Source organism: Vreelandella sp. 21 (genome assembly GCF_050995515.1).
GTDB lineage: Bacteria > Pseudomonadota > Gammaproteobacteria > Pseudomonadales > Halomonadaceae > Vreelandella > Vreelandella alkaliphila.
Genome location: NZ_CP194673.1, coordinates 906,774 through 931,456, shown reverse-complemented (window position 1 = coordinate 931,456; position 24,683 = coordinate 906,774). Strand labels below are relative to the sequence as shown.

22 protein-coding genes are annotated in these 24,683 nt (G+C 53.4%); 15 read left to right on the top strand and 7 right to left on the bottom strand.

Annotated features, from left to right (window positions below; translation table 11 throughout):
• Positions 1–35: 35 nt before the first annotated feature.
• The 4 genes from ACN06F_RS04280 (at position 36) to ACN06F_RS04265 (ending at position 3,730) form a co-directional block, all read left to right on the top strand.
• Entirely contained in the window at positions 36–1,322 is a 1,287-nt protein-coding gene (locus ACN06F_RS04280) for a nitrate- and nitrite sensing domain-containing protein (RefSeq protein WP_433924725.1), read from the top strand.
• 77 nt (positions 1,323–1,399) lie between these two features.
• Positions 1,400–2,086 (top strand): SDR family oxidoreductase, encoded by a 687-nt coding sequence (locus ACN06F_RS04275; RefSeq protein WP_038482024.1) that lies wholly within the window; start codon positions 1,400–1,402, stop codon positions 2,084–2,086.
• A gap of 133 nt (positions 2,087–2,219) precedes the next feature.
• Positions 2,220–3,212: an LLM class flavin-dependent oxidoreductase gene (locus ACN06F_RS04270; RefSeq protein WP_038482020.1), complete on the top strand. Its 993-nt coding sequence runs from the start codon at positions 2,220–2,222 to the stop codon at positions 3,210–3,212.
• Between the two features lie 23 nt (positions 3,213–3,235).
• Positions 3,236–3,730 (top strand): GNAT family N-acetyltransferase, encoded by a 495-nt coding sequence (locus ACN06F_RS04265; protein WP_038482017.1) that lies wholly within the window; start codon positions 3,236–3,238, stop codon positions 3,728–3,730.
• A gap of 54 nt (positions 3,731–3,784) precedes the next feature.
• Here the strand turns inward: ACN06F_RS04265 and ACN06F_RS04260 are convergent, their stop codons facing one another.
• Positions 3,785–4,333 carry a DUF1415 domain-containing protein gene (locus tag ACN06F_RS04260; RefSeq protein WP_038482014.1) on the bottom strand — a complete coding sequence of 183 codons (549 nt, stop codon included), beginning with the start codon at positions 4,331–4,333 and terminating at the stop codon, positions 3,785–3,787.
• A gap of 97 nt (positions 4,334–4,430) precedes the next feature.
• Positions 4,431–5,099, bottom strand: coding sequence for a GntR family transcriptional regulator (locus tag ACN06F_RS04255; protein WP_120385599.1), 669 nt, complete (start codon positions 5,097–5,099; stop codon positions 4,431–4,433).
• Between the two features lie 190 nt (positions 5,100–5,289).
• Here ACN06F_RS04255 and ACN06F_RS04250 point away from each other — a divergent pair, with 190 nt between their 5' ends.
• The 5 genes from ACN06F_RS04250 to ACN06F_RS04230 all read left to right on the top strand — a co-directional run bounded on the left by ACN06F_RS04250 (position 5,290) and on the right by ACN06F_RS04230 (position 10,743).
• The gene (locus ACN06F_RS04250; RefSeq protein ID WP_120385600.1) at positions 5,290–5,847 is read left to right on the top strand and encodes a chromate transporter; all 558 of its coding nucleotides are present in this window, start codon (positions 5,290–5,292) and stop codon (positions 5,845–5,847) included.
• Positions 5,844–6,374 (top strand): chromate transporter, encoded by a 531-nt coding sequence (locus ACN06F_RS04245; RefSeq protein ID WP_095602539.1) that lies wholly within the window; start codon positions 5,844–5,846, stop codon positions 6,372–6,374. The genes ACN06F_RS04250 and ACN06F_RS04245 overlap by 4 nt, the downstream gene beginning before the upstream one ends.
• Before the next feature lie 20 nt (positions 6,375–6,394).
• Complete coding sequence (locus ACN06F_RS04240) at positions 6,395–8,002, top strand: gamma-glutamyltransferase family protein (protein ID WP_433924724.1); 1,608 nt, start codon at positions 6,395–6,397, stop codon at positions 8,000–8,002.
• A gap of 167 nt (positions 8,003–8,169) precedes the next feature.
• On the top strand, positions 8,170–10,017 hold the full coding sequence (locus ACN06F_RS04235; RefSeq protein ID WP_433924723.1) for an ABC transporter ATP-binding protein: 1,848 nt from the start codon (positions 8,170–8,172) through the stop codon (positions 10,015–10,017).
• A 477-nt stretch (positions 10,018–10,494) separates the two neighbouring features.
• On the top strand, positions 10,495–10,743 hold the full coding sequence (locus tag ACN06F_RS04230; protein ID WP_095602542.1) for a hypothetical protein: 249 nt from the start codon (positions 10,495–10,497) through the stop codon (positions 10,741–10,743).
• A gap of 160 nt (positions 10,744–10,903) precedes the next feature.
• Here the strand turns inward: ACN06F_RS04230 and arfA are convergent, their stop codons facing one another.
• The 3 genes from arfA to ACN06F_RS04215 form a co-directional block, all read right to left on the bottom strand.
• Positions 10,904–11,053, bottom strand: a complete 150-nt coding sequence (arfA, locus tag ACN06F_RS04225; protein WP_084183661.1) for an alternative ribosome rescue factor ArfA — start codon at positions 11,051–11,053, stop codon at positions 10,904–10,906.
• Between the two features lie 162 nt (positions 11,054–11,215).
• Positions 11,216–12,115: a uroporphyrinogen-III C-methyltransferase gene (cobA, locus tag ACN06F_RS04220; RefSeq protein ID WP_433924722.1), complete on the bottom strand. Its 900-nt coding sequence runs from the start codon at positions 12,113–12,115 to the stop codon at positions 11,216–11,218.
• Positions 12,075–14,813 carry a nitrate reductase gene (locus tag ACN06F_RS04215; RefSeq protein ID WP_433924721.1) on the bottom strand — a complete coding sequence of 913 codons (2,739 nt, stop codon included), beginning with the start codon at positions 14,811–14,813 and terminating at the stop codon, positions 12,075–12,077. Before ACN06F_RS04215 ends, cobA begins: the two co-directional genes overlap by 41 nt.
• Positions 14,814–15,468: 655 nt before the next feature.
• Here ACN06F_RS04215 and ACN06F_RS04210 point away from each other — a divergent pair.
• The 3 genes from ACN06F_RS04210 (at position 15,469) to nirD (ending at position 19,780) form a co-directional block, all read left to right on the top strand.
• Positions 15,469–16,806: an NAD(P)/FAD-dependent oxidoreductase gene (locus tag ACN06F_RS04210; protein ID WP_433924720.1), complete on the top strand. Its 1,338-nt coding sequence runs from the start codon at positions 15,469–15,471 to the stop codon at positions 16,804–16,806.
• Positions 16,806–19,328, top strand: a complete 2,523-nt coding sequence (gene nirB, locus ACN06F_RS04205; RefSeq protein ID WP_433924719.1) for a nitrite reductase large subunit NirB — start codon at positions 16,806–16,808, stop codon at positions 19,326–19,328. Before ACN06F_RS04210 ends, nirB begins: the two co-directional genes overlap by 1 nt.
• Before the next feature lie 62 nt (positions 19,329–19,390).
• Positions 19,391–19,780, top strand: a complete 390-nt coding sequence (nirD, locus tag ACN06F_RS04200) for a nitrite reductase small subunit NirD (protein ID WP_095602547.1) — start codon at positions 19,391–19,393, stop codon at positions 19,778–19,780.
• Between the two features lie 23 nt (positions 19,781–19,803).
• Here nirD and ACN06F_RS04195 read toward each other — a convergent pair whose 3' ends face one another.
• The gene (locus ACN06F_RS04195) at positions 19,804–20,691 is read right to left on the bottom strand and encodes a MurR/RpiR family transcriptional regulator (protein WP_433924718.1); all 888 of its coding nucleotides are present in this window, start codon (positions 20,689–20,691) and stop codon (positions 19,804–19,806) included.
• Between the two features lie 188 nt (positions 20,692–20,879).
• On the opposite strand from ACN06F_RS04195, the gene ACN06F_RS04190 reads away from it, so the two are divergent.
• Together ACN06F_RS04190 and ACN06F_RS04185 are read left to right on the top strand one after the other, a co-directional pair.
• Positions 20,880–22,205, top strand: coding sequence for an aspartate aminotransferase family protein (locus ACN06F_RS04190; RefSeq protein WP_433924717.1), 1,326 nt, complete (start codon positions 20,880–20,882; stop codon positions 22,203–22,205).
• A 32-nt stretch (positions 22,206–22,237) separates the two neighbouring features.
• Positions 22,238–22,792 carry a carboxymuconolactone decarboxylase family protein gene (locus ACN06F_RS04185; protein ID WP_253487018.1) on the top strand — a complete coding sequence of 185 codons (555 nt, stop codon included), beginning with the start codon at positions 22,238–22,240 and terminating at the stop codon, positions 22,790–22,792.
• 291 nt (positions 22,793–23,083) lie between these two features.
• On the opposite strand, the gene ACN06F_RS04180 is transcribed toward ACN06F_RS04185, so the two are convergent.
• Positions 23,084–23,602 (bottom strand): GNAT family N-acetyltransferase, encoded by a 519-nt coding sequence (locus ACN06F_RS04180; protein ID WP_433924716.1) that lies wholly within the window; start codon positions 23,600–23,602, stop codon positions 23,084–23,086.
• Positions 23,603–23,744: 142 nt separating this feature from the next.
• On the opposite strand from ACN06F_RS04180, the gene ACN06F_RS04175 reads away from it, so the two are divergent.
• Positions 23,745–24,680, top strand: coding sequence for a cation diffusion facilitator family transporter (locus ACN06F_RS04175; RefSeq protein WP_433924715.1), 936 nt, complete (start codon positions 23,745–23,747; stop codon positions 24,678–24,680).
• Positions 24,681–24,683: the final 3 nt, after the last annotated feature.

Below are 24,683 nucleotides of genomic sequence, written 5' to 3'. Positions count from 1 at the left end.
ATTTCATCTCAGGCGGGGAGTAAAAGGAAATCACTATGTCTTCAGCCCAACAGCTACTCTTAACCGCCCTTCGATGCGATATCGATAGCCTGCACCACTTAGCCACTACCTCAGAGATCGTTGGCGACATTAGCGGTTTTATCCATGCGCTCCAACGTGAACGAGGTGCCTCGACGATTTACCTTGTCTCGAAAGGTAAACGGTTTGCTACTCGGCGAAAGGAATTTTTACAGCATAGCCATGAAGCCGAGACCGTTATGCGCCAGCGGCTAGAAGCGCTTACCGAAGAAGCACGGCCGCAGGCAGCGGCACGCTTACTCAGGCGGATCGCAGCGGTGTGGCTTGCCCTGGATGACCTAAACACGTTGCGGCAAGCCATTCTTTCGTTTGCGATCTCTCCTGATGTGGCAACCCAAGCCTTTAACCACTTAATTAGTGGGCTCCTCGCCATTGTATTTGAAGCAGCAGATACCTCGGTAGACCCGGATATCACTCGCGCACTAGTGGCTATTTTTCACCTTATGCAAGGCAAAGAACTCGCTGGGCAAGAACGTGCCTGTGGTGCCTTTGGCTTTACCCATGGGCATTTCGACGATGCCCATCGCGAATTGATTCACCAATTAGTACGCGATCAGCAACGCTGCTTCGACACCTTTGAAGAGTTTGCCTCATCCGAGGCTGATCTTGTTTGGCAGCAGACTCTCTCGCCGCGAACACTCGCGGGGATTCAGCAGCTTCGTAACATTGCTTACCAACATGTTTGTCAACACTCTCATCAAGAAGGCCGCGTAGACAAAACGCTTAGCGAAACATGGTACGACCTAACCACATTACGCATTGATAGCATCAAAGCCGTTGAGGACATCCTAAACCGCCAATTAACGGCGCTATGTCATCAAAAAATCGCTCAGGTGCATTCGACGTTAGAGCAGGCTAAAACACCTCCTAACCAGCCAACTCTTGCTCCCTGTGAGCAGCTTCTTGCCTTGAGCGATACACAACCATTAGGAGAGCTGACAGCTAGCGCTTTAACCTCTCCATTAGGACGTTCACTGATTGAGCTTGCCCATGCACAGTCGAGCCACCTTCAAGGTCTTAGCGATGAGCTGGAAAATACCCGTAAAGCCCTGCGTGAACGTAAGCTCATCGAACGCGCCAAAGGCCTTATCATGGCCCACCAGGAGATGACCGAAGAAGAGGCTTATCGTTTTTTACGTAAAACCTCGATGGATCACAGTAAAAGCATGGCCGATATGGCGCAATCGATACTCGACCTTTCATCTATGCTCAAACGCAAAGACGAAAACACGCACACAAGCTGAAACAGCTCATTTGCAACACGGTGGGCAATTAGCCATTCTTATATCTCCCCTTTCTGAATGAGCTAGGAGCACACGCTATGCAGCACCGTGTCCTAATGATTACAGGCGCCTCAAGCGGAATTGGTGCCGCCACCGCGCGAGCAGCCTCACGTGAAGGTTATAAGCTGATACTTGCCGCCCGCTCTACCGACAAACTTACTGCACTATCCCAGGAGCTTGGCCCAGAAAACGTGCTGACATGTGCGTTGGATGTCACCGACATGGCGCAACAGCAAGCAATGGTCGATCAAGCGATTGAAACATTTGGGCGTATTGATGCAGTCTTTGCAAATGCTGGGCGCGGTGGTTCTCCCGGCGGTTTTAGCGGTGCAGATCACGACGCTTGGCGTGAGATGATCCTGACCAATATTTACGGTGTGGGGCTAACGCTTCAGGCATGCCTTCCCGCGCTAAAGCGGAGCAAAGGGCATGTACTATTAACCGGCTCAGCTGCTGGACGAACGACGATTCCAGGCTCGATGTATAGCGCCACAAAATGGGCAGTGACCGGTATAGGCTATAACTTGCGTGAAGAGCTACGCGGAACGGGCATGCGCGTTACCTTGATTGAACCGGGCATGGTGGATACCCCTTTCTTTGATAAGCCACCAGAGCATGCGCTTGAAGATCGCGATATTGCCAACGCCGTGATTTATGCACTTTCTCAACCATCACATGTCGATGTGAACGAGATTTTAATTCGGCCAACGCCACCCACTGATTAATCGACGCTGCGAACGGACAACAATGGCACCTTGCATTTCTTCTTACCTGCCCACATAACACTGGAATACCTAGCGTGCTAATAAATCACGCCGTAAATTTAGCCGCCCATACGCTTTTTAATGCAGGTGCCCCATGAGCCAACTCGCCAATACCGCCCTTTCCGTGCTCGATCTAGCACCGATTCGTCAAGGTGGTAGCGCTGAAGAAACATTTCGCAACAGCGTGTCCCTAGCGCAACGGACAGAACAGCTCGGCTATACGCGTTATTGGCTGGCTGAACATCACAACATTGCAGGCATCGCCAGCGCAGCAACTGCCGTATTAATTGGTCATGTTGCTGGGCAAACCTCCACTATACGCGTGGGCAGCGGTGGCATCATGCTACCTAACCATCCGCCCCTGGTGATTGCCGAGCAGTTCGGCACCTTAGAAACACTTTACCCAGGCCGGATTGATTTAGGACTGGGCCGTGCGCCCGGCTCAGATGGCGCCACCATGCAGGCGATGCGCCGCAATGCTCAGGCGGGCGTCGATGACTTTCCACAGCTGCTAAATGAGTTACAAAGCTACTTAGCGGATGCGGATCCACAGCAGCGTGTGAAAGCCGTCCCTGGACAAGGCACCCACGTACCTATCTGGCTACTCGGCTCTAGCGGCTATAGTGCGCAATTAGCCGCAAAACTCGGGCTACCCTTTGCATTTGCGGCCCAGTTTGCGCCGGGTTACTTATTTGAAGCATTGCGGCTTTATCGTGATAACTTCCGGCCGTCGGAGCACTTAGACAAACCCCATGCCATGGTAGGGCTACCCGTTATCGCCGCAGAAAGCGATGCCATGGCCCATTACTTGGCAACGACCTCTCAACAGAAATTTCTTAGCCTTATTCGAGGCAAGCCGACCCAGTCGCTGCCCCCAGTTGAACAGATGGACTGGACCCCGATGGAGCGCTCCCAAGTAAGCCAGTTCCTAGGTGCCGCCATCATTGGTGGGCCCGATACGGTCAAAGCTGAGCTAGAGGCCTTTCAGGCGCGTACTGGCGCTGACGAGTTAATGATCAATAGCGACTTTTATGATCATGCCGACCGCTTGCGTAGCTATGAAATTGTGGCAGATGTCGCTCGATAACCCATTAACTAAACGCTAAAACCATGACCACACTTAGCTTTACACCCATGACGCAAGAGGACTTCACGGTCTTCTGGCCTACTTTTCAGTCCATCGTTAGCGCTCAAGAAACGTACGCTATCGATCCTGATATTACCTTTGCAGCAGCTTATGCATTGTGGTGTCAGCAGCCCAAAGCGTCATTTGCGGTAAAAGATAGCCAAGGCGAGTTACTGGGCACTTACTATCTAAAAGCCAATGCAGCAGGCCCTGGCCAACACATTTGTAACTGCGGCTATATGGTAACGCCTGCTGCTAGGGGGAAAGGTGTCGCCCGCCAGATGTGCGAACACTCGCAGCATGTAGCGCGTCAGCATGGCTTTGAAGCGATGCAATTTAATGCCGTGGTGGCCACAAACCAAGTGGCCGTCGCCCTGTGGCAACGGCTGGGGTTCGCAATTGTCGGCACGATTCCTAACGCCTACCGGCACGCATCCCAGGGGTTAGTCGATAGCTACGTAATGTATAAAGCGCTTTAGTGGCCACTTGATAAAATGGCACGCTTTATTGGTAGGGCGTCATAGGTCACCGGGTTACTTAAGGCAGCGTTGTAGAAGCTCTTCAGCGGCGTCGCTGCCTAACTCGGTTAAGTGGGCTATATTTCGCTCTGGGATTTGTTCCGTATCACCGTAAAAAGCAATCGCTTTTTCGACGCTGGCCTCGCGCAATAGATGAACCATCGCGTAGGGCGAGCGGTTAGTGTAATTCGCTGCGTCTTCAGGCTCAGCATCGGCAAAACAGTAATCAGGATGGAAGGTTGCTAGCTGATAAACACCTTCATACCCCAACTCTGCCAACAGACTTTCGGCCAGTTCGACATAATCCAGGTAATGATCAAAGCTTTTAAACAGCGTAGGAAATATCAGCAACGTGGTTTCCGTTTCCGGATGCTCGTTCAACCATTCTACTTCGGCTATTAGTTCCTCCAATGCCACGTCGATTTTTTTCGAGCGCACCACCTCGACCCGAACGTTACCGCCGTCAAGCTCGCGCTTAGCAAACGGGCATATATTGTGTTCCACAATAAAAGTGCGCACCCACGCTAACGTCTGCTCTGCTATCTGATTATCCGCCTCTTGCATCACGCCTACTACCTTACATTAGAGTGGCTACTACCACGGCTAGGACCTGCCCGTGTACCGGTAAGAAATAGTGTACCTGCAAGAACAAGCAAATGCTTCAGGTGTGCGCCTGGTACCGTGCCAACGCTACTTCATAAGACTTATGAATATGATCATCCATTAGGGCCCGAGCCGCTTTTCCATCTCTGTTTAACGCCAGTTCCACCAATTGATGGTGTTGCTCGTCCAACTCTTGGCGAATAGAGGGCATTTTGGGCCCCAAGCGGCGATAGCGATCAAACTGATCGTGCAGCTGCTCTATAAATCGAAGCAACCACACCGACCCACAAGGCGCCACCAGAGTGCGATGGAACTGAGTATGTAGACGTTCCCACTCCTCCCCTTTATCGAGTGATACATCCGCACGTTTTAAACGATGAGCCGCCGCTAAAAGATCGGCTTCCCATACCGCATCGCCGTGGGCAATGGCACGCTCAAGCGCCATGCCTTCTAGTTCAGTGCGCAAGCGCGCAATGTCATCCAGCTCCTCCCTCGACAGCTTCGGAACCCTGAAGCCACGTTGATTTTCTTGGATTAATAAGCCGTACGCCGCCAGTTTATTTAATGCTTCACGCAGCGGGCTTAGCCCTACTTGGTAATGCTCTTTCAGCGCATTAATGGCTAATTTTTCTCCAGCCGCAAAGCGGCCACCGACTAAATCTCTGCGCAACGCATCATAAATAGGACTAGAGGCAGTATCAGCAGGAGGTGGGATGTGCTTGTTCATTCCATGATCCTTTTGCGCATCTTCGCGAACGCGTCTGTTAACGGAGATTCTAGAGCTAGGTGTTGACGTCTCACAATAGCCTAACCTATATTCTATTTTATTCAGAAAAATCGATTTTAAATAAAATAAACGATGAAGAGGCAAAATTGATGCTTTTAATTGAGATGCCGCTGCTAATGGCACTGGGCATATGAAACAGTCGGCACTCTTTTGGGCTTTCTTGCGTGTTGGCATCCTCGGCTTCGGCGGGGGGCCTGCCATGATACCGCTAGTACGTGCTGAAGTTGTGACGCGGCACAAGTGGCTAACCGATGAGGAGTTTGCCGATGTACTTGCCATCGGCAACACGCTGCCCGGTCCTATCGCGACCAAGATGCCCGGCTACATCGGCTACCGGGTGGGCGGCGTCAGTGGCTGCATTGCGGCTGTTGTTGCCGTCATTGTGCCCATGATTGCGGCGATGATTGTCATGTTAGGCATTTTTAGTCGCTATCGTGACGTTGCCTGGATACGTGGCATGGGGCAGGCAGTTATTCCTGTCGTTATGATCATGATGGGGCAATTAACTTGGGATTTTTTCGACAAATCTCAAGCTGCTCTTGGTTGGCTAGCAAGCGCGCTAATGGCCGTTATTGCAGGTGGATTAATTTATTGGCTGGGGGTGCATCCTGGCTGGGTCATTGGTGCCATCTTGCTAACAGCCATGCTGCGCCCAACGGGTAAAAAACGCGTGGAGGGCTCGGCATGATCTACTGGGAGCTTTTCTTAGCGTTTTTCATTCCTAACATTATTGGCTATGGCGGCGGTCCCGCCATTATTCCTCTCATCGAGGCCGAAGTGGTTAGCCGTTATGGCTGGATGACCTCTCAGGAGTTTGCCGAGACCCTCGCCTTGGGCAACGCCCTCCCCAGCCCTATCGCGACTAAAATGGCGGGCTACATTGGCTATGACATCGCCGGCATTGGCGGCGCATTTGTAGCTGTTTCCGCGACGGTTATTCCTTCTTTACTGCTGATGCTGGGGGCACTGGGGCTACTTTATCGTCATCGTGACTCTCCCCGTGTCAAGCGTATGAGCCAGTGGGTACGCCCGGTAATCGCCATCATGATGGCGTGGTTAACCTTAGGCTTTCTACTCGAAAGCCTTAACACCAGCGGGGCTATCCATACGCTGATTATCGGCATAGCGGCTGCTATCGCCTTGTTGCGCTTCAACATGCACCCCGCCTTTGTGGTTATCAGTGCAGTAATTTACGGCGCTCTTTTTATTAGCTAACAAAAAATGCGAGGACTGGCATGCACACTGATCCACACTATTACCCTTCCGCTTCACGTCGCATGGTTACCTTTGGCAAACGCGGGATGGTCGCGACATCTCAATCGCTTGCTGCGCAGGTAGGTATTGATATTTTACGCAAAGGCGGCAATGCCATTGATGCTGCCATTGCGACAGCAGCTGCTTTAACCGTTGTTGAGCCGACCTCGAACGGCATTGGTAGCGATGCCTTTGCTTTGGTATGGGTAAAAGGTGAGCTACATGGCCTCAATGCTAGCGGCCCTGCTCCCAAGGGTATTTCATGTGATGCCGTCAAGGCCCTGGGCCATGAGAAAATGCCTGCCCATGGGTTAGTGCCGGTCACCGTGCCTGGTGCGCTTGGCGCTTGGGCTGCTCTTTCAGAGCGTTTTGGTAAACTGCCGTTTGAGCAGTTGTTAGCACCAGCAATAGAATTAGCCGAAGAAGGTTTTGCTGTATCTCCAGTAGCGAGTCAACTATGGGAAAGCGCCGTAGAGCGCTATGGTCAATACAAAGCAGCAGAGTTTATCCCCTGGTTTACGCACTTTACTTCCAATGGCCAGGCTCCCAAAGCAGGTGATGTTTGGCGTTCTCCAGATATGGCAAAAACGCTGCGTGAAATTGCCAACAGCCATGCGGATGCGTTTTATCAAGGAAGTCTAGCAGATGCGATGGATGCCTTTTCACGTCAGCATGGCGGCTTCTTACGCAAAGAAGATTTACAAGCGTTCAAGCCAGAATGGGTCAAACCCATCAGCGTCCGGTATCGGGGCCATGATATTTGGGAAATCCCCCCCAACGGCAGTGGGTTAATTGTGCTTCAAGCGCTGGGGATTCTTGAGTCACTAGATGACCAATCGACAGATCCGGTGGAAACCCTTCACCGCCGTATCGAAGCAACAAAACTGGGTTATGTAGATGGCTTACGCTACATCACTGAACGCTGCGCAATGCAACCCAGCGTTGAGCAAATGCTATCGAGTGATTACCTCTCGCAACGCGCAGGTCTTATTGGCCAAGACGCCATTAACCCGGTCCATGGCAACCCGCTAAAAGGCGGCACCGTCTATCTAGCAACAGCAGATGATGACGGTAATATGGTGTCATTTATTCAAAGCAATTTTGAAGGCTTTGGCTCTGGAATGGTCGTGCCTGGCACCGGTATCAGCCTGCAAAACCGTGGTTGGTCATTCTCCCTTGATCCACAACATCCCAACGCGTTAGCCCCCGGCAAACGCACTTACCACACTATTATCCCCGGCTTTATCACCAAAGATAACCAAGCCGTTGGGCCCTTCGGTGTGATGGGTGGCTACATGCAGCCCCAAGGTCATGTGCAGGTAGTAACAGCGATGCTAGAAGATCACTTAAACCCACAGGCAGCACTGGATATGCCGCGCTGGAAGTGGACCAACGGCACAACAATTGAAGTCGAAGCCGATTTCCCCAACCACTTAGCACTTGCCCTAGCCCGCCGCGGGCATCACATCGTTAAAGTGGCCGACTCCATTACTTTTGGCCGGGGTCAAATCATTCTACGCGACCCTGACAGCGGTGTGCTCCAAGGCGGTACCGAGCCGCGCACCGATGGCGCGGTACTGCCTCTTTAAATTTTAGTTCACCCAACGTTAACCACGACCTTTCAATATCCGCTTTGCAATATGGTTTGATCTCCACCTACTGCTGTGCAGTTTACGCACTGCACAGCAGTAGGCTAGCTATCAACGCCAAAGCATCGCATCATGGCAACCACTTTTATCGGTTATGTTGCTAATCAATGACGCCACCCCCTTCTGTACCCGCTCACTCCCCTTTCAGCGGATTTTTTAGCGTGTTCCGCTATAGCCGACGTGCACTTGCACTAGTGTGGGAAACCTCGCGCTGGATGATGCTGGGCTTAGCGTTATGCACCTTAGTCGCTGGGGTTCTACCTGCCGTGGCCGCTTGGGTCGGCCAACTGATTGTGGATGGCGTCGTGGCGGCGATGGAAAGCTATCAGGCGGCGAGTTCGCCCAACCTCTGGGAAACACTAACGCCTGTATTAGGCTTAGTCGCCTTGGAAGGGCTGATTATTGCGTTTATTGCCCTAGCACAACGCGGCCTTTCGGCCCAGCAATCGCTACTGCGTGCGCTGCTGGGCCAGAAAGTTAATGTGATGATTCTAGAGAAAGCGGGCACGCTGTCACTCAGCCAGTTTGAAGATTCAGAATTGTACGACCAGCTCACTCGGGCACGGCGGGAAGCGTCTACGCGCCCGCTCGCGCTGGTGAATAAAACCTTTGGCTTGCTACAAAATGCTATTTCACTGGCTAGCTTTGGGTTTCTACTGGTGCAATTCTCCCCCTGGGCGTTACTCATTTTAGTGGTGGGGGCATTGCCCGTGTTTCTCTCAGAAGCGAAGTTTTCCGGCGATGCCTTTCGGCTATTTCGCTGGCGCTCACCGCAAACCCGTATGCAAATATACCTAGAAACGGTGCTTGCTCGGGAGGACAGTATCAAAGAGGTAAAGCTCTTCGGCTTAGAAGGTCTGTTTCTCCAGCGTTACCGGGATATCTTTACCAAACTATTTGCCGAAGACCGCCGCCTAACGTTACGTCGGGAAGGCTGGGGATTTATTCTTGGCTTACTGGGCACGCTGACATTTTACGCTGCCTACGCCTGGGTAGTGATTGAAACTGTCGCGGGCGCGCTTACCCTTGGCCAAATGACCATGTATTTGATGGTATTTAAACAAGGCCAAAGCGCCCTTTCAGCAAGTTTGACTGCTATTAGCGGTATGTACGAAGACAACCTCTATCTTTCCAATCTTTACGAATACCTCGAGCAACCCACCGAAGGTGAAGAAGGCCACCTCACCAAGGGTATAGCACCAGGTGATGGGTTACGCTTCGAACACGTCAGCTTTGCCTACCCCGGTGGCAGCGACGTACTGCACAATATTTCGCTACATTTAGCGCCGGGCAAAAGTATTGCATTAGTCGGGGAAAACGGCTCGGGCAAAACCACGCTGATTAAGCTATTAACGCGGCTCTACCACCCGACCAAAGGACGCATTTTGCTGGACGGTAGTGACCTCAAGCACTGGGATACCCAGGCATTACGGATGCGGGTTGGGGTTATTTTCCAGGATTTTGTGCGTTACCAACTCTCTGTTGGCGAAAACCTTGGGGTTGGCGACACTCAAGCCTTTGATGACCAAGAACGCTGGCAGCAAGCCGCTCACGATGGCATGGCGGATAGCTTTATCGACCGCATGCCACATGGCTACCAAACCCAGCTAGGGCGTTGGTTTAAAAATGGCCAGGAGCTATCGGGCGGTCAGTGGCAGAAAGTAGCGCTTTCACGCGCTTATATGCGTCACAATGCCGATATTTTAGTATTGGATGAGCCTACCGCAGCGATGGATGCCGCAGCAGAAGCCGAAGTATTCGCCCGCTTTCGCGAACATAGCCACGATAAAATGACGATTTTAATCTCCCACCGCTTTTCGACAGTGCGCAGCGCCGACCAGATAATTGTGATTGACCAAGGGAGCATTATTGAACGCGGCACCCATGAAGAACTACTTACTTATAATGGCCGGTATGCAAAACTGTTTCGGCTTCAAGCCAAGGGTTATCGTTAACTAAAGGAGCCTCTGATTAATGTGATGAGCGCAGGCCAGACAAGGCAAAAATTAACGAAAAAAGGACCGGGCTCGCGTTCGAGTTTACGAGTTGTAAATGAGCATTTTGATCGGACTCGCGCACGAGGCGATTTTTAACGCAGTATGGCCAAGCGTAATAGTTAATCAGAGGTTTCTTAACTGTTGACGCTCCTATAAGCATCGGTTAAAAGATAAAGGCTGCTTTTAAAAAGTAGCTTTATTTTTATTAAAGAGACTTTCTCAGAGACCTTCTCATGCGCTGGCAAATCCCCGCGACCCGAATGAATAAGCTGCACCGAGTTATTAATAATTCGGTATCGGCTTATTGTTGTCGCGCGCCAGAAATGTAGTGAGAAAATTGGCCGCGGCAGGTGTCGCGGCCATGTATTTTATCGTTACCTTTGATACTCCCTGATCGCGATGTTGCCCGGCCTCCTAACCCAGGAGACCGACCCCATGGCAGTAGCAACAATTACCCGCAAACTACTCAACGCTGTTAAGCACTATCGTACCCAGCGGCGTCTTTACGAAGACCCACGTCTCCACAACTCGCACCTGTTAAAAGATATTGGCTTACGCTGGGAGCAGGGCCAACTAGTATCTATTCACGGGGTAGAGGAACCAAGTCAGCGCAACCAACGCCACCAGGCCGAAACCCGCGATGCCTATGAAACGTGTCCACACTGCGGGAGCAGCCTGACATAGCTAACGCCCCGGTCACAGGAAGTGGCCGGGGCGTTTTAATACGCGCCCATCAAATTCCATTAAAAAAGCCGACCCAATAGGTCGGCGAAGCTGATGAGAGTTGCTCGGTAAAAAGGCCGAGCAATAAGATGCCTGGGGAAGGCATCGCCAAAACGCCTGCTCAAGCGGCTTGGCGATACCCTCGCCCGTCACTCTTACCTTTACGGGAGTAACTACCCTTACCTTTTTTCGGTGTTTGCTGCTGCATTTTGAACATGGGCGTTCGCAGCTGCGCTTTCAGTGCGTTATCGCGTATCTTGCCTTTTTTCACGGTGTACTCCTCAGTCTTTGAAAAAAACAGTCTTTGAAAAAACAGACATTAACAAACGCTTGTCTGGCAGCGCAGTAGTTTGTCCTGCCCCTACTGTTGCCGCCATTCCTATTGGTTTCGCCGCTTCTATGACCCAATGAGATTGATCAAGTTCCCAATGCCTTACGATGACGCTTGATCACCATAAGTGGCTAACGTGCTCGCGGCAGGGCTTTCCGCCACCATGCTCACCACGCTGCCCACCATAATCAAACACGGTGAGGGTAACGGTTGAGCAGCGAGTCGCGCGGGCATATCCGCCAACGTGCCCACCAACGATTGCTGTTCGGGCTGGCTAGCATTGGCCACCAACATAATGGGCCACGTATCGGGCAGACCCGCTTGGCGTAGGCCGTGGCAGATGGCGTCTACTTTGGAAAGCCCCATATAGAACACTAGGGTTTCATCCTGACGGGCAAGGGTTGTCCAGTCCGGCGTGCCACCTTCCCGGCACAGTTGCGCCGTAATAAAGCGCAGCTGCTGGGCATGGCCACGATCTGTTAGTGGAATCCCCATCCCCGCAGCGGCCGCCGAGGCAGCGGTAATGCCTGGCACTATTTCAGCAGATATTGAGGCATTCGCTAGCGCCCCCAGTTCTTCACCCATACGCCCAAATACGCCTGGGTCGCCACCTTTCAAACGCACAACCGACTTACCCGCCTGGGCAAGCGAGACGATCAGCGCGCCTATCTCATCTTGAGGCACGCTATGATGCCCGCTTGCTTTTCCCACGTAATAGCGTTCGGTGCCTGACGGTATCAGCCCCAGCACATCGTCACCCACTAAGCGGTCATAGACTACCGCATCGGCCTGCATTAACAGACGCGCTGCTTTCAAGGTGAGCAGTTCCATATCTCCACTGCCTGCACCGACTAAATACACTGTCCCAGAACGGCATTCGCCGCTAAGCGGAAGGCTTAAGCGCGTGGCTGATTCGCGGCCAAAGGGCGCTAACACCCGCTGGCTGAGGCGCATAAAGACCTCAAGCCATTTCTGGGTGAGTTGTTTGCTTAGCGCACGCATTTGGACGCTCCTCTTCAAGTAATGATTTTAATTCTGGAATACAGCTGCCGCACTGAGTGCCGCAAGCCAGTCGGGCGCCGAGGGCTTCAACACTGATATCGCCCCCACGAATTGCCTTAATGATAGTGGTTTGTCCTACTTGATGACAGCTACACACAACGGGGCCCGCATCTACCGCACCATCATCGCAACCTGCCAGTAGCCGTTGGCGATGGTGAAGGTCTAGCGTCGCGTCGTTAAAGCGCGCCTCAAGCCAAGCAAACCCCGGTAATTCTTGCGGTGGCCCTACCATTAGCCACCAGCGTAACTGGCCATTCACTATTCCTGCTGCGCGCAGTCTGCCGCTACCACTATCTTCGCACCACAGCGACGCGGGTACATCGAGCCAAGCCTCCACCGTTGCCAACCAATCGCTGACCGGTGCCCTATCAGCGAGCTGCCAGCGCTCGCAGTTACCCATAGGAATACGCGACCAATAAGTGTTTTCACACCAACTGGGGGGATCCGTACTGGTTTGGTCGTTGGCCACCAGTAGCGTTGCTTGCCAATCAATGGGCAAATTCGTTAATGCTACCGCCCCTTGCTTGGTTTCTGGCTGGCCAGACACAGGGTCGGTATAGCCAGTGATCAGTGCGCCGCTTCGGCCCTGCTTTGTAAAGCAGTCGGTCCAGTGCATAGGCACAAACACTTCCCCTTGCCGCTGGGCGTTTGAAATACGTACTCGCCCACGGTACTCACCTTCAGCTGCCGTCAGCATCGCAAGCCCTTGGTCAGCTACGCCCGCGTTGGCCGCATCCACAGGGTGCAGTTCAATAAACGGCTCTGCCCGATGATTCATTAACCGCGGCGCTCTGGCGGTGCGGGTCATGGTGTGCCATTGATCGCGCACGCGCCCAGTATTCAGTCGCAGCGGATAGGTCGAACTGAGCGCCTGTTCTGGCAGCCGCGGCGTAATCGGCAATAGTTTGGCTCGGCCATTGGCCGTGGCAAACACACCCTCTTCAAACAGCCTTGACGTGCCCCGCGGCGCAGATTGATTAACCGGCCACTGAATCGGCGAGAGCGCATCATAAGCGGCCTGCCCTTTGCCTGCCAGTCCCGAAATATCAAACAACCGCTTGCTCGTGCCACAGTTTTCAAAACCGGAGAGCCGTGCGTGCTCGTCGAAAATTTCCCATGGATGGGAGTAACTAAACGCTTCAGCAAACCCCAAGCGTTTAGCAACTTCGCAGATAATCCACCAATCGTGCTGGGCTTCACCAGGCGGTGTCAGCATGCCGCGCTGGCGGGAGATTCGTCGTTCAGAATTGGTGACCGTCCCATCCTTTTCCGACCAACCTGACGCGGGTAGCACAATATCGGCATAGGGCAGCAGATCAGTGTTAGCAACGCATTCCGAGACAATTACCAGCGGACACGCTGCTAACGCGCGGCGTACCTTTGCGCCATCCGGCAGGCTAACGGCGGGGTTGGTTGCCATTACCCACAGCGCCGTAATCTCCCCACGGTCAATGGCATCAAACAGTTCAATCGCTTTATGGCCGGGAGCATCTGGCAGCGTAGGAATTAAATGTTCAGTGGCCCAAAAGCGGCTGACCAGATCAAGCGCACCGGGGGTATGGTAGTCCATATGCGCCGCCAGTTGATTGGCAAGCCCACCCACTTCTCGCCCGCCCATCGCATTAGGCTGGCCAGTGATTGAAAATGGCCCAGCACCCGGCAGGCCAAGTTTACCGCCTGCCAAGTGGCAATTAATGATGGCATTGCACTTATCGGTGCCGCTGGTGGATTGATTAACCCCTTGAGAATAGAGCGTGACAACATGCAGCTGGCTGGCAAACCAGTAGTAAAAGGTTTCTAAGCGCTCGGGGTCGACGTCACAGGCTATTGCGACATCATTCACGCTGCTGGCACTCTGCTGAGCAGCGTTTAATGCCTCGCTAAACCCTTCGGTATGCCGTTCAAGGTAGAGGCTGTCTAGTCGACGGTGTGCTGACATCCACGCCAGCAGCCCGTTGAACAGATAAGCATCGCTGCCCGGTCGAATACCAAGATAAAGATCGGCAATTTCACAGCTATCGGTCACCCTAGGGTCGATGACCACCACACGCATCAATGGGTTGCGCTCTTTGGCAACTTTCAGGCGCTGATAAAGCACCGGATGATTCCAGGCCAGATTAGAGCCGACCAACACTACCAATTCCGCTTCTTCCAAATCTTCATAGCTACAGGGCACCGCGTCGGCGCCAAAAGCGCGCTTGTAGCCCGCCACCGCTGACGCCATACACAGCCGCGAATTGGTATCCAGATGCGGCGTGCCTAAAAAGCCCTTAAACAGCTTATTTGCCACATAGTAATCTTCCGTTAACAGCTGTCCCGAAAGATACGCGGCAACCGTATGATTGCCATGCGCGTTACGCTGCGCCTGTAAACGCCGTGCCGTTTCGGCTAACGCCTGCTCCCAGGAAACGTCTTTTCCATCCACCCTAGGGTGTTGCAAGCGGTCATTCGCGCCCAGTGTTTCATGCAGCGCCGTGCCTTTAACACACAAGCGCCCGTAGTTAGCAGGATGTTCACGATCTCCTTCCACAGCGATGACGTTGCCACTGTCTATCGTTGCTTTCACTCCGCAGCCAACGCCGCAGTAGGGACACGTGGTGCGGATATCGCCTTCAGCGAGCCGATTAGGCTTTGGCATTGCGTTTTCCTCCGGCGTTAAAAAGCAAAAAGCGCCCAAGCGAGCTTCTCAAAAGAAGCCTGCCTGGACGCCGTTGTCACAGGGGCACCCACTTTGGTGCCATACTCATCAGTGGTTTGCTGCAGTTAGTGTTGTTCGTTGCTATTTGTCATTGTGTTTTATTTGGCTAATACACTGCAATGAGCCGTTATTACTTGTTATCAACATTACTGCAATCAATAAGCCCAACTCCCTACAAAAAACAAAATAACATTCAAAAACAAAATCTTATAAAAATAACCAAATCATTTGATAGCACATTCAACCCCCGCTGTTTGCCCACTAGCGTTCTATGACCGTGCGCAGCACTCGCCAAACGCACCAATAGTGTGCGCTTACTTATTTACTCAGGCGAGAGCTTGTGGGCACATCAAAAAACCAAGCAACTGATTAGAAAGAATTAATTCATATCAAGGGAGTAGCTGGCTAATTTTTTGCTGCGTATTAAACATATGAGACAACTCGGCAGCCAACGGCGGTTGCACAGCGTGCTCATCGACGTGACTTAACGACGCTAACGGGCAACGACGCCCCTGACACACCTTTCTTAACGAAGGGCAGTGTCAGGGGCGTTTTTTTATTGCTCGACACACATGCTGAATTCAAGGAGCCACCTATGGAAACCGCTTCCCGGTGCGCATCTATCGACCACCTAATTATCATTGGCAATGGCATGGCCAGCCATCGCCTAATTGAAGCGCTGGTGCGCCATCCACGGCGCCCAACGTGTATCACCGTTATTGGTGAAGAGCCTGTACCTGCCTATAACCGAATACTGCTTTCCCCCTTATTGGCGGGTGAGCTCGCCACCGATGCGCTTACTTTCCGTGACCAAGCATGGTACGCCGAACAGGGCATTACCCTGCTTCTCGACGAAAAAGTAGTAACGATTGATCGCGACAACTGCCGTATTACTACGGAGAGCGACCGCTGCCTGGATTACGATCACTTAGTGATCGCGACGGGTTCACGACCAACGATACCCAACGTTTCCGGCATTGAGCTAGCCGGCGTCCATAGCTTTCGCGACTTGAAAGACGCCACCGCCCTAGAAGCCATCGCCCAACGTGGCGGCAATGCGGTTGTTATCGGCGGCGGCCTGCTGGGTCTTGAAGCGGCTGAAGGACTGCGTAAACGCGGCAGTGACATCAAGGTGAGCGTGCTCCAGCGCAGCGAGCGGCTGATGAACCGCCAGTTGGATGAAACCGCCGCCTGCCTGCTCGAAAACACCCTGCGCCAGCGCGGCATCCATATCGCAACAAACGCTTCGCTTGCTGTGCTGGAAGATAACGGCCACGGACACGTCCAGGCGGTCATGCTGAGCGATGGCCGCCGTTTACCCGCCGATAGTGTGATTGTCGCGGCGGGCATTACGCCCAATGTGGAGCTGGGGCAGCAGGCGGGGCTTCGCTGCGAACGTGCCATTGTGGTTGACGCGCACCTGACCACGTCTGACCCGCATATCGCAGCCCTGGGCGAATGCTGCCAATTTGATCAGCACACCTATGGGCTAGTGGAGCCGATTTGGCGTCAGGTTGACGTGTTGGCAGCCGTGCTGTGCGGCGAAACAACCGATGGTTATCAAGAAGTCACCACTGCTACCAAATTGAAAGTCAGCGGCGTAGCGCTCTTCGCATTTGGCCCTACCGAAGCAGGCCACGAACACGACGTATTGCGCTACCGCGACCCAGAAAGCGGCGACTACCGTCGCCTGCTGCTGCGCGATGGCCAACTTGAAGGGGCGGTGCTCTACGGCGATACCCGCCACGGTCCTTGGTATTTCGAACAGGCATTGGCAAGTGCTGACCTTACGGCTTGCCGCCAAACACTACTGTTTGGCCCTTCCGATGCCGAGGTACTGCAAACCGAGCACGCTGATAACGCGAACAGTCCTGCTTCCTCATCATCGGCTTCTCCATCCTCTTCTCATCTACCGACCTCAGAGGTGGCATAATGTCTACCCAAAAACTGGCAACTCCCGAACAGCTTATTATTATTGGTAACGGCATGGTCGGCCACCACCTAGTCGAACAGCTCGTCGATAACGCTGCCCTTGAGCGCTATCAGGTCACCGTGTTTGGCGAAGAGCGCCACCGCGCCTACGACCGTGTACACCTGTCTGAATACTTCAGCGGCCGCGATGCCGATTCGCTCGCGCTTTGCGAAGCGGATTACTACGCCACCAGCGGCGTGGAGCTGCGCACAAGCGAAGCCGTCATTGAGATCGACCGCAACTCACAAGAGGTGGTCACCGAACAAGGCCGTTACCCTTACGACCGCCTGGTGCTGGCTACCGGCTCTTTCCCCTTTGTGCCGCCGATTCCCGGTAACGACCGCGATGGTTGTTTGGTGTACCGCACCTTGGACGACCTAGACGCCATTCAGGCGGCGGCCGAAAACGCCACCACCGGTGTTGTGGTTGGCGGCGGTTTGCTGGGCTTGGAAGCGGCTAACGCTCTGCGCGGCCTGAACCTGGATACGGCCGTGGTGGAGTTCGCCTCACGCCTAATGCCTATGCAGGTAGATAACGAAGGCGGTGAGCTACTGCGGGAAAAAATTGCAGCCCTGGGCGTCCAGGTGCTTACCGAGCGAGCTACCCAGCGTATCGAACCTGGCGAGACCAGCCGCCTGCGCATGGTGTTCCAGGATGACAAAGTGCTGGAAACCGACCTGATTGTGTTTTCAGCAGGCATTCGTCCACAAGATACCTTGGCACGCGAATGCGGTTTAGACATTGGCGAGCGCGGCGGCGTGGTTATTGATGACCAATGCTGCACCAGCGACCCCGCCATTCTCGCCATTGGCGAAGTCGCGCTGTGGAACCAGAGTATTTTTGGTTTAGTCGCCCCTGGCTACCAAATGGCCAAAGCGGCGCTCTCCACCCTCACTGGCGGCGATACACACTTTAGCGGTGCCGACATGAGCACCAAGCTGAAGTTACTGGGCGTAGATGTGGGCTCTATCGGCGATGCCCATGGCACCCAAAACCCCGGTGCGCGAATGTTTCGCTATCTCGACCCGATCACCCAGGTGTATCGCAAGATGGTGGTAACCAGTGATGGTAAAAAGCTGCTGGGCGCAATGTTAGTCGGCGACAACGGCGCGTACGACACCCTCTTACAGTACTACGCCAACGGCATTGAGCTGCCCAAAGAGCCAGCCTCGTTGATTCTTCCCCAGCAGAGCGGAGCCGCCCCAGCGCTAGGCCCAGACGCGCTGCCGGAAACCGCGATGATTTGTTCATGCCATAACGTCACTAAAGGTAATATCTGCACCGCCATTGATGGCGGTGCCACTGACCTTGCCAACGTCAAAGGGGCGACCAAAGCCAGCACAGGCTGTGGTGGTTGCACCGCATTGCTCAAAAGCGTGGTCGACCACGAGCTAGAAGCCCGCGGCGTAGAAGTTGATAAATCGATTTGCGAGCACTTCGCCCATACCCGCCAGGAGCTTTACGATATTGTGCGCGTGGAAGGCATCAAAACCTTCAGCGAATTGATCGAAAAACACGGCAATCAAGACACCCACTGCCTGGGCTGCGATATCTGCAAGCCCGCTGTGGCGTCTATTCTGGCCTCCTGCTTCAATGAGCCGATCACCGACGCGGCGCATATTCCTCTGCAGGACACCAACGACACCTTTATGGCCAACATGCAGAAAAATGGCACTTACTCGGTGGTGCCGCGTGTGGCCGGTGGCGAGATCACCCCAGACAAACTCATCGTGCTGGGCGAAGTGGCCAAAAAATACAGCCTCTACTCGAAGGTTACTGGCGGCCAGCGCATCGACCTGTTCGGCGCCCGTCTGGAAGACCTGCCAGATATCTGGGGCGAGTTGATTGCTGCAGGTTTCGAGACGGGGCACGCCTACGGCAAATCGCTGCGCACGGTGAAATCCTGCGTCGGCAGCACCTGGTGCCGCTACGGCGTGCAGGATAGCGTCGGCATGGCGATTCAACTGGAGAATCGCTACAAGGGCCTGCGTTCGCCCCACAAGATCAAGTTCGGCGTTTCCGGCTGCACCCGCGAGTGCGCCGAAGCCCAGAGTAAAGACATTGGCATTATTGCCACCGAAAACGGCTGGAACCTCTACGTATGCGGTAACGGCGGCATGCGCCCCCGCCACGCCGAATTGTTTGCTACCGACCTAGACGACGAACAGCTCTACCGCACCATTGACCGCTTCTTGATGTTTTACGTGCGCACTGCCGACCGTTTGCAGCGCACCTCGGTGTGGCGCGAAAACCTCGACGGCGGCCTGGAGTATCTAAAAGAGGTGATTCTGGAAGACAGCTTAGGCATTAATAGCGAGCTAGAGCGCCAGATGCAAAGTGTGGTGGATACCTACCAGTGCGAGTGGGCCGACGCCATCAGCGACCCGGAGAAGCTCAAACGCTTCCGCAGCTTCGTCAACGACGACCGCCCTGATCCATCAATCATTATGACCTCCGAGCGTGGCCAGCTACGTCCCGCTTAAACACTAATGCCCTGCTTAAACACTACATAATCGCAAACCAGACAACGTTAATGAGGTAACTGATGACCGCGACCGCCCTCAAACACACCGTGAGCACCGACACCTGGCAGCCGCTCTGCGCTAAAGCTGACTTAGTGGCATTTTCCGGCGTCGCTGCTTGGTTGAACACGTCAGAAGGCCCAGCCCAAGTCGCCATTTTCTACTTACCGAGGCAGCGCTCCCAAGGACAGGAGAAAGAACTCTACGCCATTGACCACTTTGATCCGTTTTCTAACGCTAATGTCATTGCCCGCGGCATTATCGGTGATATAAAAGGCAGCTCGGTGGTTGCCTCGCCACTCTATAAGCAGCATTTTCGCCTTGAAGATGGCCAATGCTTAGAGGATGAGAACATCAAGCTGCGTACCTGGAAAGTCGCGTTTAGGGGCGAGGAGGTATGGGTACAGGGGTAACTGACAGCTGCTTTACGATGGCGTTACTCCCGTCGAGGAATAGCGCTCGCATAGGTATTCAGACTCAAAAAATGCTCATCTGCCCGCTGCAACGCATCGAGTGCCTGTGGCCGATCATCTTCTGCCAATAAGGTGCACAGTACTTCGGAGATGGCTAAGGCGGGCGTTAACGTGTGGAAGAAGCTGTCGCTTTCCGTGGGGCAAAAAGTCGTCTGATCTGACAGCCCTACCAGTGGCGATACTTCACTATCGGTGATCGACAGAATCGTCAGCCCCTTGTCTTTTGCCAACTGCGTCAGTTCCAGTGTCGCTACTGCGTAAGGTTTGACGGAAACAACCAGCAAGGCATCTTCGGGCGTGGCGCGAATTAGCGCATCACCGCCGGTCCCTGCCGGTCCATCCAGGTGAATCGAGCGGTCCCCCAACAGTGACATAACGTAATGGAAATGCCACGCCACGGAATGGCATGAACGCAAGCCTAGCACATACACTTTTCTCGCTGATTTCAGCGTATTAGCGATGGCTTCCAACCGTTGCAGCGAGTCAGGCTCACAGAGCCGGGAAATCTGAGCACTCAGCCCATGCAGCATATGCGCGGCGATATTGCCGTTGGCCGAGGCTCTAGCACCCTCGTTTCGCTGGCGAGCCTTGGCGGCAAAGCCATCACTTCCCCGCCGCAGCGCTGCCACATAGTGCTCGCGGATATCATCATATCCTTGCTTGCCCAGGAACTTTGCAAGCCGTGTCATGGTGGCAGGCTGCACCCCCGCATGGCGCGCCAGCTCGCGCATAGAAACCAGTGCCACCTCATCCGGGTGTTCCAGCACGTAGCGGGCAGCCTGCTGAAGCTGCGGCGACATAGCATCATACTGGGCGATAACCTGTTCCCTTAAAGGGTCGCGCTGCGGCATACGTGTTGCCTCTTATACGGCTTGTTAAAACGGCAGCCGATTTAAACGTTACTGTTGTAAAAAAACAATGATCTACATGTTTTAACATCAAACATAATGATTCAATTGTTGCATTTGTTAATGAGATTGTGCCAATCTCCTCATCATGGCGTGCTCACATCGCTTGGTGACCATAAGGAACAGCTTCCATGACTCGTATTCTTCATCGCAGTATCGGCCCAACACTCCCTCATGCCGCGTCGGCTCAAGGCGTCTACATTACAGACACCACTGGGCGCCAATACTTAGATGCCTCAGGAGGCGCTGCGGTCACCAGTGTGGGACACGCCCATCCAGAAGTACTGGCGGCGATGCGCGCTCAAATTGATAACCTCTGCTACGCACACACCTCGTTTTTCACCACCGACGCTGCTGAAGCGCTTGCTGAAAAACTCGTCAATTTGGCACCTGAAGGATTGAATTACGTCTATCTCGTGTCAGGTGGATCAGAGGCCGTTGAAGCGGCGCTGAAGATGGCACGGCAATACTTCGTGGAAATTGGCGCCCCCCAGCGTAGACACATCATTGCTAGGCGTCAGAGTTACCACGGCAACACAATTGGTGCGTTGGCAACCGGTGGCAATGCGATGCGGCGTAAGCAGTTTCAGCCCATCCTGCCTGAAACTCATCATGTCTCCCCCTGCTATGCCTATCGCGAGAAAGGCGCCGATGAGTCGCCTGAGGCTTACGCTATTCGGCTTGCCGACGAACTCGAAGCAAAAATTTTGGAACTTGGCCCTGAAGAAGTGATGGCGTTCGTTGCCGAACCCGTCGTAGGCGCCACCCTTGGAGCTGTCGCCTCTGTCGCGGATTATTTTAAACGTGTTCGTGCGATTTGCGACAAATATGGCGTGCTACTGATCCTCGACGAAGTGATGTGCGGCATGGGGCGGACCGGCACGGTCTTCGCCTGCGAGCAAGACGACGTCATACCGGATATCGTCACCATAGCCAAAGGCTTGGGCGGGGGGTATCAGCCGATCGGCGCAGTGATGCTGTCCGGCAAAATTTACGACAGCTTCGCCAACGGTTCTGGCCTGTTCCAGCACGGGCATACTTACATCGGCCACCCTGTTGCCGCGGCAACCGCTAACAAAGTGGTTGAAATCATTGCGCGCCCCGAGACACTTGCCAATGTAAACGCCATGGGCGCGAGATTACAAAGCGGTTTGGAAGCCGTTCTCGGTGCATCCCCTTATGTCGGCGACATCCGGGGAAGAGGGCTGTTTCGCGGTATCGAACTGGTGGCGGACCGGGACACGAAAACACCTTTCGACCCGAGCCGAAAAATTCACGCCAAGATTAAGCGACAAGCCATGGCTCGTGGGCTTATCAGCTACCCTATGGGCGGCACGATTGATGGTATTCACGGTGATCATATCCTGCTGGCACCGCCCTATATTATTGAAGCCGATGATGTCGACCTAATCATTGAGCGCATTGCCGACGCCATCAACGCCGCCATCGCCGAGTGATGTCACGTACCCTATCTGAATGGAGCTCACCCATGACGCCCTCTCCCTGCCCGCCTATTGCTGATGCCGACTGGCCAAACGAAATCGCTGAATTGCGCGAAGACTTTGCTGGCGCGCTTAATGTCTATCGCACCATGGCCCACCACCCGGCCTTGCTTAACGCCTGGGCACCATTGCGCCAGCATGTTGTTAAGGAAAATGCCTTAGGGCCAGAATTAACCGAGGTGGTGATTCTACGCGCGGGCCTACGCATGGGGTCACGTTACGAGTGGGCTCATCACGTTAGCCGGGCACTCGCTCTAGGATTCTCCACTGCACGAATAGACGCCATTAGAACTCGCCCCGAAGGCGTTGATGGTCTTATCGTCGACGCTGTGGATGCATTGTTTGACCAGCGAATGCTGTCCCCCGAGCAAGAAGCAGAACTTGCAGATGCTATCGGACGCAAGGCCGTTATCGATCTAATTGCTATGGTGGGGTTTTATTCGGTATTGGGCTATCTGCTCAAGACTTACGACACGCCGGTCGACGACAACATTCAACAAGAAGCGCAAAAAATGCCAACGCTATTTTCATTAACTTCGTAGACATGCCTGTCCCTGGTGCAGGCTTCAACCTATTCCAGGGCAGACCATTAAGTACTTATGCATACGTTTGCGAGGATTCAGGTCTCATTAAATCAGTGACTGCCCATGATCAGTGCCCGCTTAATTTTATTCAGGCACTTAAGGCTCATCATCTAATGTAGGAGGCCGCTTTTAGCGGGCGATGGCGGCGTAGCCGCCCTTGCTATAACTAGGTAAATCAGTTGAATCATCGTCGAAGTGTCGAACCAAAGCTAAAGTCCTATCTCACAACAATACATTTGTTTCTAAACACTACACATCTGTTTTTTGCATCACCACACAGTCAAGCTTCCGCCCCGCTACTACCGAATACTCAGGTAGCTTTTCCATTACTTCGAACCCTGCTTTTTTCAGTACCCGCTGTGAAGCGTGATTGTCTAAAGAAACAGTCGCCGTGAGCGTATTAATTTGGTAAACGCAACGAGCTTCGCTAATAAGATGGTTCAGCGCCTTTTGCGCCAACCCATTACCACAAGCATGTTGGGCTATCCGATACCCCACCTTTGCGTAACCATTCTCTATCTCACGTAGGTTGGCGCGCCCAACTATCGCACCTCGATGTTGGATAATAAGCGGCCTCATGCGTCCTTGGGCATTTAACGCCAAGTACTCATGAATATGCTGGCTAATACCTTCAGGCGTGTAGAAGTGCTCCGCTCTGGCCTCTATATGCTGCTCAAACCAGTCACGTTCAGTGGCTTCGAACAACAATAGTTCAGCGGCATCTTCCAGAGCAATTTGTCTAAAGGAAAAAGCATCAGCATGGCGCATAAGCACATCTCTCCTTGGGTGCTAAATCAGTGCATCAAAGACTATCTCCATAGCCTTAGAATAAACAAATCACTGACATTGCGACCACTGATATTGCTATGCTTGCCAGCCTCTTGGGTAGGTAATATTGGAGCAAACGTTCGTGAAAACAGAATCCAGCACCTTAGCGTTTTCTGCCTTTATGGCGCTGCTGATTGGGTGTGCAGGTATCACTGCGACACTGGCATCTAACTCCCAGGCTATTTTGCTGGATGGGTTATTTAACCTTATCTACTTTAGCGTAGCGCTGGTCACCATCAAGGTCAGTAAGCTAGCCAGCCGACCCGATAGCGAGTCCTACCCATTTGGCTACAGCTACTTCGAGTCGTTAGTAAATCTATGCAAAGGTTTATTGATATTAGGCGTTTCCATCTTTGCATTGGTGGACGCCATCGCTGCGTTACTGACAGGTGGACGGGAGATCTCAGCGGGGCTTGCGGTTATCTACGCACTGTTTGCCACCGCCGCTTGCTCACTCACCGCTTGGGTAATGCACCGCAGTCAGCGCCATGTTAGTAGCCCGCTGGTGGCTGCAGACAAGCTTAACTGGCTGGTGAACAGCATTATTTCGGCTGCTGTGTTAGCGGCGTTCTGCTTGGTGATGCTGTTTGAGCGCTTAGACTGGCGGGGAATCGTACCTTATGTCGATTCACTTCTAGTGATGGCCGTGGTGCTGCTATGCCTTGGCGTACCGGTGCGTATGGCCTCCCAGGCATTGCGAGAACTGCTCAATAAAACGCCCGATGAAACAATCGCCGAGCCAGTTCGCCAGGCGGTTGCTCGTGGTCTTGCAGATATCGATACCCAGGAAGTGCGGGTGCGCATGGTACGCCCTGGCCGCCTGCTGTATATCATGGTCCATGTGGTGCTACCCAAAGCATTTCATGCGTCTACGCTTGCCCATCAAGATGTCCTACGCCAGCAAATTGATGAAGAAGTGCGCCGTATTTACTCGACGGTCGTCTGCGATGTGGTCTTCACCGAAGATGATCGTTGGGCAGCGCCTTCCTGCGGGCAGTTAGTGAAGAAACACGCTTAATCG